Consider the following 13,364-nt stretch of genomic DNA (forward strand, 5'->3'; position numbering starts at 1 on the left):
TCTATACTAAGGTATACATGCATTATATTTGTCACGCATAAGCGAAATACTATAGGTAAATCAATGCCCAATACTTTTGAATAGGTTTCAATTCCTTTTTGTAGATCATTGGACTAAGTCAAAAAAGAATCACTACTTTGGGCTATGGGCACTGCAACAAAAAAGGGGCGCGAATACTCGCGCCCCTTACATATACTAAGCGATTAATACTTTTAGCCGTAGATCACTTTTGGCAACCATGTTGCCATTTCCGGCAGGTACCACAGGATGATCAGCATCAGAACCTGAATGAGAACAAACGGGATGATACCGAAGTAAATGTCTGAGGTTTTCACTGACGGTGGTGCCACACCCCGCAGATAGAACAGCGCAAAGCCGAACGGAGGCGTCAGGAACGATGTCTGCAAGTTTACAGCCATCATCACACCCAGCCATGCAGGGCTCATCGGTTCACCATTAGGCATCTCAAGTTGCAGCAGAATTGGTGCAACAAGCGGAACAACCACGAACACGATTTCCAGGAAGTCCAGGAAGAAGCCCAACACGAACATTACAGCCATAACCGCAATAATCGCACCCAGCGCACCACCCGGCAGACCGGTCAGCGCTTCCTTCACCAGTTCTTCGCCACCCAGATCACGGAAGATCAGGGAGAAGAATGTTGCGCCGATCAGGATCACAAACACCATACAGGTGATCTGTGTGGTCGACTGCATCACTGGCATAAGCACTTTCTTCGCCATCACGCGGTAAAGCGAAACGAGCAACCCATAAGCAAGCACTGCGCAGGCAAAACCAGCAACCCAGATACCAATCATATCACCGGTTGGGATCTCGTTACGTGCAACACGCAGATCCATGAAGGATGTCAGAACCAACATCACAACAAGAGACAGCACCGCCAGATACACCGGCCAAGGCTTGTCTTCTTCCATGCGGTATCCAGCAAGCAACAACGCACCAACAGCCCCCACAGCAGCAGCTTCAGTTGGTGTCGCAATACCTACGAGAATTGAACCAAGCACCGCGATAATAAGCGCAATTGGCGGCACAAGAGCGTGAAGAACCTGACTGAGGGTTGGTCCCGCAGACCCGTCATCACGCATTGGAGGCGCTTTGTGCGGTTGTGTGAACGCAACAAACAGCTGGTACACAATGTAAAGGCCAACAAGTGCAAGACCAGGAATAAGCGCCCCTGCAAATAAATCCCCTACAGAGAATGGATCTGGAGCAAAATTACCCATCTCACGCTGAGCGATCTGGTAGCCGTTGGAAAGCTGGTCAGCAAGGAACACAAGCACGATGGAAGGCGGAATAATCTGCCCCAACGTACCGGAGGCTGCAATCGAACCGCAGGCAAGACGCGGGCTGTAACCGTTACGCAGCATGGTCGGCAGAGACAAAAGCCCCATAGTCACCACGGTGGCGCCCACAATACCGGTTGAGGCTGCAAGCAGAGCACCCACAATCGTGACAGAAAGCCCCAGACCGCCCGGCATACGCCCAAACAACCGGCCCATGGTTTCCAGCAGCTCTTCCGCAACCTTGGAACGCTCCAGCATCACCCCCATGAAGATGAAGAGTGGAACCGCGATCAGGGTTTCGTTGGACATGGTGCCGAAAATTCGGCTCGGGATCGCACCAAGGGTCACGCTACCGCCAAAGAACGACGCGATCAGAGCGAAAATCAGTGCGACACCAGCAAGAGTAAATGCAACAGGGAAGCCCGCCAGCAAACAAATACAGGCAACCGCAAACATCAAAATATCAAGAGTATGAAGAAGTCCATCCATCTCCGATTACTCCTGGATCTGACGAAATGAGTCGAGGGCCTTCTTGTCACCGCGAAGGGCAAGAACACTTCGAATAATAATGGCGACACCCTGTAAGGAAACGAGAACGGCAAAGGCGATAATCGCACTCTTCAGAAGATACCGTCCTTGAATGCCGGATGCCTCCTGAGACCCTTCCCAGATTGCCCAGGAACTGAGCACATAGCCCCAGGACCAATAGACAATCACCGCACACATCGGAAGAAGGAAGAACACCGAACCAAGCAGATCAACCATCGCTTTGATACGTGGGCGTGCATCACGGTAGAAGATATCGACCCGCACGTGCCCATCTACGCTTAGCGTATAAGCAGCAGCCGACATAAACAGGAAACCGTGCATGTAGGTGATGGATTCTTGCATCCAGATGGAACCGATACCGAAAACGTATCTCATCACCACCACTGTAAATTGGACAAGCACAATGCCCAAAGTCAGCCAGGCGCAGCTCTTGCCGATGCCACGATTGACTGAGGTAATCAGGTTCATTAGGGCGCGCATGCCCGCCTCTTCGTCTTGGTCTAAACCAAGCCTCTAGGATTATTATTGGGCCCCAAAGGCCAAGATAGAGCTCTTGAAAGAAAAGCTCCCCGCAAGGATTGCGGAGAGCGAGTGCAGCAATAAGTAAAATTAGCCCAGGATACGATCGCGAGCTGTCAGGTAGTTACGCTCAGCAAGGCTGGACCATGCAGAGGTTTCCTTACGAGATTTAACGTAGCTTTCGTAGATGCGCTTGGAGATGTCATCTGTCTCAGCCACTTCAGCAACAACTTCTTCAGCTTTACGGCCAATTGCATCGAACACGTCGTCGGAGAAGTCACGAACCTGAACGTTGTGCTTGGTCAGGAGAGTTTCCAGGGCAGCACCGTTGTTGTGGTTGTACTCAGCGAACATGTAGTTGTTCTCTGCCATACATGCAGAACGGATCAACTCCTGCTGACCAGGTGTGAAGCTTTCCCAAACACCTTTGTTCATGCCGAAGGACAGACCAGCACCTGGCTCATGGAAGCCTTTGGTGTAGTAGTACTTAGCAACTTTATAGAAACCAAACGCCATGTCGTTCCATGCGCCAACCCACTCGGTTGCGTCGATCGCGCCGGACTGCATTGCAGGGAAGATTTCAGAACCAGGAAGCGCAACAGCTGATGCACCAAGACGGCGAAGAACTTCACCACCCAGACCAGGCATACGCATTTTCAGGCCTTTGAGGTCTTCAAGAGATTTGATCTCTTTGTTGAACCAGCCACCTGCCTGCAGACCGGTGTTACCAGCCAGGAAGGATTTAACGTTGAACTGACCAGCAAGCTCATCCCAAAGCTGTTGACCACCACCGAAGTGCATCCATGCTTCCAGCTCAGCAGCTGTCATGCCCATTGGAACAGCAGTGAAGAAGCCAAATGCTTTGTGCTTGCCGAGCCAGTAGTAGTCAGCAGCGTGGTACATGTCAGCTGTACCATTGGAAACAGCGTCGAAGCTCTCAAATGCAGGAACAAGTTCACCGGCAGCAAACAGCTTTACAGTCAGCTGACCTTCACTGGCAGCAGTGATACGGTCAGCGATGCGCTGTGCGCCAGTGCCGAGACCCGGGAAGTTCTTAGGCCAGGTGGTGACCATTTTCAGTTCGCGCTTACCAGCTGCGAGTGCTGGAGCTGCAAGAGTAGCTGCGCCAGCGGTTGCACCTGCCAAACCAGCATTTTTCAGAAAACTACGGCGGTCCATAAAAACTCCTCCCAAGAGCTTCTTAAATCAAATCTCTTTATGCCTCCGCAGAATTGAACCTCTTCCATTGAGATCTCTGCGACAACATGACCAACTTCTTATAACCCTAAAACTACGTGAAAATACAAGGAAATCTGCACCCTATTGGACAAATTAATTATTCTTGGATCAACTGAGCGTACCTCATCTATGCGTTTTCAACCGAAACCAGCCGTAACGTAACTATCGAAACATTTTTAGGAATCTCCGCCCTTGAGGGCTAACAATCAACCTCCGAAATCGGAATTCATAGCCTTTTATTTCAATGTTAATAAGTCAGCCTACATGACCTAACTGGCTTGAGCATTGCTCCATTAATTTTCTGGGTGAATTAAGCCACACAGGTGGTAGATGCTTTAAAATACAATAATTTAGAGGAAACTAATCTACAGTTTCAGTTGAAACTGAGCAGAGGTGCGCAGACACGATGCCACCCGATAAATCCGAGACCCTAGACCTCAATCAGGTCGGCATTGCAAAGCGAAGACAGCTAACATTTAAAGATGCGTTCCGATGCACAAACAACTATCCACACGAAGGTGTGGTTTTCTACAGGTTCGCGCATTAACGATAGCGCGAATTTCTTCGAAAACGCCCATACGAAATTGCTTGAAAGCAAACTTCTCAGGCATTTCGAGAGCGATTCTTCCAAAAATTGCCGTAATCTAGAACAGACCTGCCGTTGCGCCACCATTCAGCCCAGCAATCAGCATCAACGTTCCCATCAGCAAAATAGTCAGAGCGCCAACCACCTCAAAACCGCGCAAAATAACCGTACCAGCCTGACTGTCGGCACCCCAGATCCGCAAGGCAACCTCACGCGAGAGCACTGCGAGACTCGCCAGAACAGAAACGGTAATACCTGTCCCCAATGCCATCACGAGCGTGGAGGCCACACCAGCCCAAATCATGCCCTGAGAAAACGCAAACGCAAGCACGATCAAAGCACCGGTGCATGGACGAAGCCCCACTGCCAGAATGATTGACCAGATGCTTGTGAGTGTCATGGCTGAGTTCTGAACCATCTTCGGATCCGGCGCATGCGCATGCCCACAGCTGGAACAAACCTCTCCATGCTCAGAATGCTCATGTTGATGATGGTCGTGATCATGTGAATGACCGCAGCTCGAAGCAGGCTTTTTACCAAACCATGGCTTCAAAACACGTTGCCAAACAAGGTAGAGGCCAAGCAGGAAGACCAACACATAAGAGCCAAGCTCAAACCAGCGGGCTGTTGCATTAATCGCCGTACTGGTCAGATGCAAAAGGACTCCAGCCCCGCCAACCAGCACAATCGCTGTCACTGCTTGCGCAAAGGCAGAAGCAAAGGAGAGCGCGATCCCTTTCTTCAAAGTCTGCTCATCTGCAATCACGTAAGAAGAAATCACTGCCTTACCATGCCCCGGCCCTGCAGCGTGGAACACACCATACGCAAAGCTGATCAGCATCAGAAGCCACCCGGCAGAAGGGTTGTTGCGGAAGTTTCTCAGCGCGCTTGTCAGCTTAAGATAAAACTCATTCTGCAACCGAGTAATGGTCGCCATGCCTTGCTGGAAAATATTCATATCCGGACCACGCAGTTCAGCAGTATCCGCAGTCTCACGCTCAGAAACGGAAGACAGCGTCATCGGCTCACCACCTTGCGCAAGCGCTGCCACTGCATCTTCTGCAGACGCAGGTGCACTCTCAACTGGCCCAGGTGTAATCTCGGAAATGAATTTAGTATTGCCCGTAGAAGCTGTTGTAGTCGCCACACCATCGCACGACACAATCACCTGATTGACAAGCGCTGCTGTGTATCCCTGCAACTCTTCAGGAACATTACGCTGGTCAGCACCGATCGTTGCCAACTGGGCAGCAATTTGTCCGTCCAGCTCAGGAGGATGGACCAGCTCAACAGAGCATTTTCCGGGAGCATTCTTCAGCGTCACGGCCATATCTGCCTTAGGCCATTTAAAATCGATGTAGTAGGTTGGGTCATAAACATCGAGTGTGATCGGCTCGTCAGTCTTGATCTTCTCTTTGAGCGGCAGTGTAAAGCTCAACTCCACCAATGACACAGGGCTCGTGTCTGGCTGACTGCGACCAGCTGCAATCTCTTCAGCAATTGCTGCTCGGTCTTCATCGCTGATCAACCAGTAATCATCAAAGGCCACCTTGATCATTTTCATGGATGGATCAAATGGCTCGGAGAAATCTATCTCCGCTTTGCTATCATCCCCAAACGTGAAGTAACCGTACTCTCCAAGACCCTCAATGTTGATCTTAGCCAGCTCATCCAGCTCATTTCTCTCGAAAAATCCATTCTGATTGGCATCCAACCCCTGCACGGCATAGGCCGTGTACAGGTCGTCAAACAGCCATTTGTGCCGAATGTGAGTCAGATACCCGTCATCATCAAACACCAACTCGGCGCGCGCTTGCACAAACATATGCGGATGCGCTGCAACCTGTTGAGAAGGCAACAGAAATACCAGCAGCATGCAGAATGCGGTCAAAAACCGTAGGAGCTTATGAGACATGGCGCCTTAACAAAATGTGAGAACCCGACACGACAAGTGTAATAAAATAACGGCAAATTCAAGACCCATTTATTGAAGGTCCTGAGATACGTTTTTCCCGTAATTTAGAACCATTCGGATAATTCTTCCGAATTTGATGCCCATCACCTACGAAATAAACCGGATATTGCTTTAAGAATAAATCAATATCCCCGCAACGCTTCTTGTTCAATTTCGTTTGGGAGGGCTGAATGAACGTGCCATTGCATAATAAAATAACGATCGATACCTACATGACCCCATTGGATCATCCAGAATTCGCTGGCCACGAGCAAATCGTATTTGCAACAGACAACGAGACGGGCCTGAAAGCGATCATCGCGGTTCACAATACCAATCGCGGTCCCGGTCTCGGTGGATGTCGCATGTGGAACTATGCAAGCGCAAATGAAGCTCTGACTGATGTTCTCCGCCTCTCAAAAGGCATGACCTATAAGAATGCATTGGCTGACCTTGCTTTGGGAGGAGGAAAGTCAGTCATCATCGCAAACCCGCGTACTGATAAGACCCCAGAGCTTCTCAGAGCATTCGGCAGACACATCAATCGCCTTTCCGGTAGCTACATCACCGCAGAAGATGTGGGCATCAGCTCAGATGATATGGAAATCATTGGCAGCGAAACTCAGTTTGCTCGCGGGACAGATGCCACTGGTTTTGGCGATCCTTCGCCGTACACTGCACTGGGAACCTTCGTTGGCATCAAAGCAGCTGCCAAGCACAAATTTGGCTCTGAAGACCTTTCAGGCCTGACTGTATCACTCAAAGGTCTGGGCCATGTGGGATATGATGTAGCCCGCCAGCTGCATGAAGCAGGCGCTAACCTGATTGTCTCCGACATCTATGATCCGGCAGTGACACGCGCAATCGAAGAGCTCGGTGCATCCAGCGTATCGCCAGACGACGCACATCTCGTCAAAGCAGATATCTTTGCCCCATGTGCGCTTGGCGGTGGCCTGAATGCTGCAACTATCCCGGAGCTGAAAGTAGCTGTGGTCGCAGGAGCTGCAAACAATCAGCTGGAAACACAGGAAGACGGCGCAGCTCTCATGAAGCGCGGCATCCTGTACGCTCCAGATTACGCCATCAATGCAGGCGGTGTAATCTCTGTCGCTTTGGGCGAGCCTGGTGCATCAGACTCAATCGTGCGTCAGAAGACCCTCGCGATCGGTGGCACGCTTGCTCAGATCTTCGATCGAGCTGATGCGGAAAAGCGCCCAACCAACATCATCGCAGATGAGTTGGCTGAAGAGCGCTTCCAGCATCACCATAATCCAGCTTAAAACGGAGGGCTGATCTAGCCCTCTTTTGGCAAAGGTCCATCAAGCATTTTGGGGCAGTCACCATGCTGCTCCAATTGCTTGTGCCAGTTGACCATGTAGTCAACAAAGGCACGCACCTTCGCAGACAGATGCCTACGATGCGGATAGACCGCGTACATCGCAGGCCCTGGCACTTCGTAGTCTTCTAACGCCGGAATCAGCGTACCTGCCATCAACTCTTCCAGCACATAAAAGATCGGCAAACGCACAACGCCAAGGCCTGCCAGCGCTGCTGCAACCGCAGTTTTCGCACTGTTCACATGCATCGGCCCTTTAACGGGAACAGAAAACCGCTCTCCATTTGCCAGAAACATCCAATTGGTCTTGTGCTTGTAGTTGGTATCAATGATGCACGGCATATTCGCCAAATCACTTGCCTTCTCAGGCATACCATATGCTTCCCAATACGCAGGAGAGGCACAAACCATGACACGAACATCCCGAATCTTCCGCGCAATCAGACTGGAATCCTCAAGCTCTGCTACACGAATGGCGACATCATATCCTTCCTCGACAATATCGACGAAACGATCTTCCATCTCGATGTCCAGCTCAACGCGCGGATGTTCCTGCAAAAACGAAGCAAGCACTCTGCCCAGCGTCGCTTCAGAGAACGAACGCGGAGCACTGAGCCGTAACCGGCCACGCACCTCCCGATGGTCTTGCTGTACAGCATCTTTCAGGTCATCAAACCGCTGCAACAGCTCACCGGCTTCGCGGAAGTAGGCTTCACCAACCTGGGTCAGAGAAATCTGGCGGGTCGTCCTGTTCAGCAGGCGCACGCCCAGTTCGTCTTCCAGCTCGCTCACGTACTTGGAAATAAGCGCCTTGGAGCGCCCCATATCCCGTGCTGCAGCCGAAAAGCCACCGCTTTCTACCACCTGCAAAAAACATCTAATTCGTGTGATGGAATCCATCGATCAAACCTCATAGGTGGTCGCAGTCAACGAGCATCAGCCTGTTGTCTTTGTAGGCGCTTCCGGCGACGTCTCACACGCCCTGTTATGCCAACCATCCGCAAAAGAAACAAACCCGCCGCAAACCCAAGCCCAGCCAGCACTCCACCTTCAATGGTCACAGGCACAGCAGGCTCAAAGTCTTCCCAGGTTGCCTTGGAAAGCTTAGTGTCCGGCTCTTTCATGAAGATCCAGACGCGCTCAAACACAGCAGCGGTTTCCATCGCCAATTGCTGTTCTTTCAAAGCCTCAAGGCGATCCAATGACCGCTCAACGCTCATCCCGCGCAACTGCACAAACTCATCCGCACTCTGTGCCATATGCGTTAATGCAGCAGAAGCGCTTCGGTGGGTAGCAGTCGCATCCGCAACAAAATCGGCTTTCACTTCCTCCAGCGCATCAATAGCGCCGCCCATACGCTGACGGTATTGCTGGGCAAACTCAGGAAGCTGAGAGGTCACAGTGCCGCTTACAAGCGCAACGCCAAGCGTCAATACCCTTGCAAACATCATTGCAAACCTCTCCTCTAAGTTAATCTACCAGAGTGATCACTCCAGCAGCACCTTCTTCTGTACCAAATGCCAGCCGGTTCCCCTTCTTATCCCAGGCAAGGGCAGAAACAGGACCAGCACCCGGACGGCGCAACAGCACTTCAGCATTATCGTGGAACCGAACGGCCATCACCATGCCATCCTGATAACCAATCGCCACCATTTCTTCAGTTGGATGGCAGCAAACAGTCGTCACCATGCTGTCCCCGCGCACGCCAAGCTCCAGTGGTGCCTGCCCCATAGGACCACTCTTGCCCATAAACGGCCAGAGGATCGCAGCCTGAGCACCAGACGTGGCCAGATACTTGCCCTTGGCAGACCAGCTCACTGACTTCACCTTACCCGGATAACCGGTCATGCGCATGTCTTGGCTGTCGGCCAAACGCCATCCGTGCAGAGCGTTCTCCTGCATAGTGGTCACAAGGTACTTTCCTTCAGGAGAATACGTGACCAGACTATGCGCACCTTTCCAACTCAGTTCCTGCGGATCACCTGCGGCATTCACCCAAAACAACGTCACGCCATCATAGCGGGATGCAGCAAGACGCATCCCTTTAGGCGCAAACGCCAAACCAGCAAAGGCACGCGGCAGCTGAAATTCTTTGATCTCGCCGCTCTTCAGACGAACCCAAGCCGTACGACCAGATGCATAGGCCACACTGTCCTGCGGACCAGCTGCAATAATGTCGATCCATTTACGCGGCTGCTCAGCAAGCTCTTCAACACTTCCATCTGCGCTAACTTTACAAATCTTGCCATCACCACCACCGGTGATCAGAGATTTGCCATCTAAAGAAGGCGTTGCACAAAGCAGGCCGTTTTTGTGAACCGGTGTCTGGGTTTCCGGCCCACCAGCAAAAAAGACAGAACCTTCACCGCTGGCAAAGGCAGCTACATCACCCAGAAATGTCGCAGAAACAACAAATCCATCGGTATCAAGAGGAGCAGTTACAGGCACCAGAACTTACTCCGCAACACAGGCTTCAAACGCAGTTTTCAGCGCAGCACCATCTAGCTCACGGCCGATGAAGACAATGCGGCTTTCCCGCTTTTCATCATCTCGCCAGTCACGCTGATGATTGCCCTCTACGATCATATGAATGCCTTGCACCACATAGCGCTGCGGATCATCCTTGAACGACAGGATACCCTTCATGCGCAAAATGTTCGGCCCTTGAATCTGCGTAATCTGATTGATCCAGTCAAAGAAGACCTTCGGGTCCAGATCACCAACCGTGAAGGAATAGGACTTCACAGAGTGCGTGTCCTCATGGTCGTGATCACAATCTGGGCCACACTCATGGTCAGGGTGGTCATGATCATGTTTGTGATCGTGCCCATGGTGGTGGTGATCATGGTCGTGATCACAATCCGGACCACACTCATGATCGTGCGCGTGCTCAGCCTTTTTCAAAAACTCCGGATCAAGATCAAGAATACGATCCAACTCAAAGGCTCCACGATCCAGAACATCCGAAATCGCGATCTGGCAGCGTTCTGTGTGGTGGATCTTCGCATACGGGTTGATCTTACGGATCGCCGCTTCAACACCAGCCAGTTCCTCTGCTGAAACAAGATCGGTCTTGTTCAGCAAAATCACGTCAGAAAACGCAATCTGATCTTCTGCTTCCTTAGTGTCTTTCAAACGCTGCTGGACATGGCGGGCATCAACAACCGCAACAACAGCATCAAGCCTAGCCGCATCGCGCACGTCATCATCCATGAAGAACGTCTGTGCAACAGGAGCCGGATCAGCAACACCCGTGGTCTCCACGATGATCGCATCAAACGCGCCTTTGCGTTTCATCAGGTTCTCAACGGTGCGGATCAAATCACCACGAACTGTACAGCAGATACAGCCGTTGTTCATTTCATAAACTTCCTCGTCGGACTCAACGAGAAGGTCATTGTCGATACCGATTTCGCCGAACTCATTGACGATCACAGCATAGCGCGTGCCATGGTTTTCACTCAGAATACGGTTCAGCAAAGTGGTTTTACCTGCGCCCAGATATCCGGTCAGCACGGTAACAGGAATACGGCTATCAGCAGCCTCGGACATTTACGTCTCCTTGGATGGGTGTGCGCTCGCACTCAGCTGGCACTTAGAGCAAATTCATGCAAATGAGCGCAGCTATGCGATAATCTCTTGCCCTCAATATAGACAGTTGCTCTGCCAGCAAAAGACCCTAGCTGCGGATTAGCTGTTATCGCACCTTCTGTCCCCCAGGAATTGGCAGCACCATCTAGCCCACGTCACAATCCAAGCTTGCGCCGAAGCTCCAGAACAAGCAGAAAACCAATGCAAAAGATGATGAAGAACACCGCAAAGCTAATGGCAACCGGCATACTGCTGTTCAGCAAGGGAGAGAAGAAAAACATATAAATCAAAATCATCATCGCCATTGTCACAACAATGCGCGCCGGGCTTCTCGTCACAAACTGAAAAACACCCAAAGACCTGATCTTCTCAGGCACACGAAGACCACTCATAAAAATCTCCATTCAAAACATAAGGTGATCCTAGGCTCGTTATTTGACAGAAGCAAGAAACCGACACCGATAGCTTAAACAGGAATACCTCACCTCCAGCGCTCAACCCACTCAACTAATTTCCGTTTGCATTCAATCGCTTCCATCCCCTACCATCCAGCCGATCGTTTTGGGGAACTGGGAGGCCAACCATCATGCTGAAAACCATAGAGGCGTTTGACCGCATCGGGGATGAAAACGCATTCGCCGTTTTGGCACGGGCTACTGAGCTCGCTCAGCAGGGCCGCGATATCATCAATCTCGGCATCGGTCAGCCAGACTTCAAAACACCAGAACACATCGTGGAGGCAGCCGTCAAAGCGTTACGCGATGGCCACCACGGTTACACCGGTGCAACGGGTATTCTCCCGCTCCGCGAAACCATCGCAGCAAGCGTGCATGCTGAAACTGGAGCGAATGTCTCACCAGACAACGTGATGGTCGTTCCCGGCGGCAAGGTCTCCATGTTCATGGCAATCCTGATGTTTGGTGAGCCCGGCAAGGAAATCCTCTACCCAGACCCCGGCTTCCCAATCTATCGCTCCATGATTGAGTTCACCGGAGCAACACCAATCCCGGTGCCAATCCGTGAAGAAAACGACTTTGCTTTCTCAGCCGAGGAAACCCTGAACCTCATCAATAAGCGCACAGCTCTACTCATCCTCAACTCCCCGGCCAACCCGACAGGCGGCGTGACACCGCGCTCTGAGATAGAGAAGCTGGTAAAGGGATTGGAAAACCATCCAAACCTGCCAGTCCTATCTGACGAGATTTACTCCCGCATGACCTATGACGGGCTTAAGCACACGTCCTTAATGGAATTCGAGCAGCTCAAAGACCAACTCATCCTACTCAATGGCTGGTCCAAAACTTGGGCTATGACAGGCTGGCGCATGGGCTATTCCGTCTGGCCGGCTTCTCTTATTGATAAAGCCCGCAAGCTTGCCGTGAACTGCTGGTCGTGCGTCAACACACCCAGTCAATACGCAGGCATTGCCGCCATCGAAGGCCCACAGGATGCAGTAGATCAGATGATGCTGGCTTTTGACCGACGACGTAAGCTCGTGGTGGAGGGACTAAACGCCCTGCCCGGCATCTCCTGCAACACACCCAAAGGCGCCTTCTACGCCTTCCCGAATATCAAAGAAACAAAATGGCAAGCAAAGCCCTTAGCTTCAGCGCTCTTGGAGGAAGCCGGTGTTGCGCTCATCGGCGGACCTGATTTTGGTGTCCTGGGAGAGGGATATCTGCGCTTCTCCTATGCCAATTCAGAGGAGAACATCAGCCGTGCATTAAGCCGTGTGGGTGATTTCCTCAGCACCCACACCAAGTAGGAAAGCTCTAACGCTGCGCTGTTACCACAATGGCCTTTTCGATCAAGTCGGAAAGGTCTGGGGCATTGCTGTCCTGATGCACAGGCTGCATGATGAGGAACAGAGAGGAAGGCCCAACCGAGGTCAACCCATCAAGCTCATCAATATCAAACTGGAGCACGACTTTCCCGTCTGCATCCATCAGCGACAAGCCATCATCATAGCTCCACTGCCACGCTGTGGCTTTGGAGATAGGCGCATAAAGTCCCTGACAATTCTTGGTCTCAAACGAGTTGCCATATCCACTCGCAGCAGGCTCAGAACCAAGCTGCGCGGAGCAGGTTTTAGACGACAACACATCAGAAATTGACCAGTGACCAGAAATTACACTGGCTTGACCGGATAGGACGCCAAAGCTAGCTAACGCCAGGGTTGCGCCGGCAGCTACTACTGTTTTTCTCAAAATCCCATGCATACGAACAGCCTCCAGGATCTGTTTTATGTACAGATTCTGGGCGCAATCAGTTAACTCAAGGTTAACA

General features: G+C 51.4%; 12 protein-coding genes. 2 read left to right on the forward strand and 10 right to left on the reverse strand.

The features are described 5' to 3' along the window. Positions 1–212 precede the first annotated feature (212 nt). From DHN43_RS15225 to DHN43_RS15240, 4 genes are all read right to left on the reverse strand, one after another. Positions 213–1,793 (reverse strand): TRAP transporter large permease, encoded by a 1,581-nt coding sequence (locus DHN43_RS15225; protein ID WP_063290291.1) that lies wholly within the window; start codon positions 1,791–1,793, stop codon positions 213–215. A gap of 6 nt (positions 1,794–1,799) precedes the next feature. Next, positions 1,800–2,333 (reverse strand): TRAP transporter small permease subunit, encoded by a 534-nt coding sequence (locus tag DHN43_RS15230; RefSeq protein WP_108819143.1) that lies wholly within the window; start codon positions 2,331–2,333, stop codon positions 1,800–1,802. A gap of 129 nt (positions 2,334–2,462) precedes the next feature. Then, a complete protein-coding gene (locus DHN43_RS15235; RefSeq protein WP_063290292.1) occupies positions 2,463–3,551 on the reverse strand; it encodes a TRAP transporter substrate-binding protein in 1,089 nt (362 codons plus the stop codon). A gap of 704 nt (positions 3,552–4,255) precedes the next feature. Further along, entirely contained in the window at positions 4,256–6,112 is a 1,857-nt protein-coding gene (locus tag DHN43_RS15240) for a HoxN/HupN/NixA family nickel/cobalt transporter (protein ID WP_108819144.1), read from the reverse strand. Between the two features lie 230 nt (positions 6,113–6,342). Here DHN43_RS15240 and DHN43_RS15245 point away from each other — a divergent pair, with 230 nt between their 5' ends. After that, a complete protein-coding gene (locus DHN43_RS15245; RefSeq protein WP_057461845.1) occupies positions 6,343–7,431 on the forward strand; it encodes a Glu/Leu/Phe/Val family dehydrogenase in 1,089 nt (362 codons plus the stop codon). 14 nt (positions 7,432–7,445) lie between these two features. On the opposite strand, the gene DHN43_RS15250 is transcribed toward DHN43_RS15245, so the two are convergent. The 5 genes from DHN43_RS15250 to DHN43_RS15270 all read right to left on the reverse strand — a co-directional run bounded on the left by DHN43_RS15250 (position 7,446) and on the right by DHN43_RS15270 (position 11,470). Beyond that, complete coding sequence (locus DHN43_RS15250; RefSeq protein WP_108819145.1) at positions 7,446–8,387, reverse strand: LysR family transcriptional regulator; 942 nt, start codon at positions 8,385–8,387, stop codon at positions 7,446–7,448. 26 nt (positions 8,388–8,413) lie between these two features. Then, positions 8,414–8,938: a DUF2937 family protein gene (locus DHN43_RS15255; RefSeq protein ID WP_108819146.1), complete on the reverse strand. Its 525-nt coding sequence runs from the start codon at positions 8,936–8,938 to the stop codon at positions 8,414–8,416. A gap of 19 nt (positions 8,939–8,957) precedes the next feature. Further along, positions 8,958–9,935, reverse strand: coding sequence for a WD40 repeat domain-containing protein (locus DHN43_RS15260; protein ID WP_063308220.1), 978 nt, complete (start codon positions 9,933–9,935; stop codon positions 8,958–8,960). 6 nt (positions 9,936–9,941) lie between these two features. Continuing rightward, the gene (locus DHN43_RS15265; RefSeq protein WP_108819147.1) at positions 9,942–11,039 is read right to left on the reverse strand and encodes a CobW family GTP-binding protein; all 1,098 of its coding nucleotides are present in this window, start codon (positions 11,037–11,039) and stop codon (positions 9,942–9,944) included. 194 nt (positions 11,040–11,233) lie between these two features. Continuing rightward, positions 11,234–11,470 (reverse strand): hypothetical protein, encoded by a 237-nt coding sequence (locus tag DHN43_RS15270; RefSeq protein WP_057461851.1) that lies wholly within the window; start codon positions 11,468–11,470, stop codon positions 11,234–11,236. 194 nt (positions 11,471–11,664) lie between these two features. On the opposite strand from DHN43_RS15270, the gene DHN43_RS15275 reads away from it, so the two are divergent. Then, on the forward strand, positions 11,665–12,843 hold the full coding sequence (locus DHN43_RS15275; protein WP_108819148.1) for a pyridoxal phosphate-dependent aminotransferase: 1,179 nt from the start codon (positions 11,665–11,667) through the stop codon (positions 12,841–12,843). 7 nt (positions 12,844–12,850) lie between these two features. On the opposite strand, the gene DHN43_RS15280 is transcribed toward DHN43_RS15275, so the two are convergent. Then, a complete protein-coding gene (locus DHN43_RS15280; protein WP_063290300.1) occupies positions 12,851–13,297 on the reverse strand; it encodes an AprI/Inh family metalloprotease inhibitor in 447 nt (148 codons plus the stop codon). Positions 13,298–13,364 lie beyond the last annotated feature (67 nt).

Origin of the sequence: Pseudovibrio sp. Alg231-02 (assembly GCF_900143565.1) — a bacterium.
Taxonomy (GTDB): Bacteria; Pseudomonadota; Alphaproteobacteria; order Rhizobiales; family Stappiaceae; genus Pseudovibrio.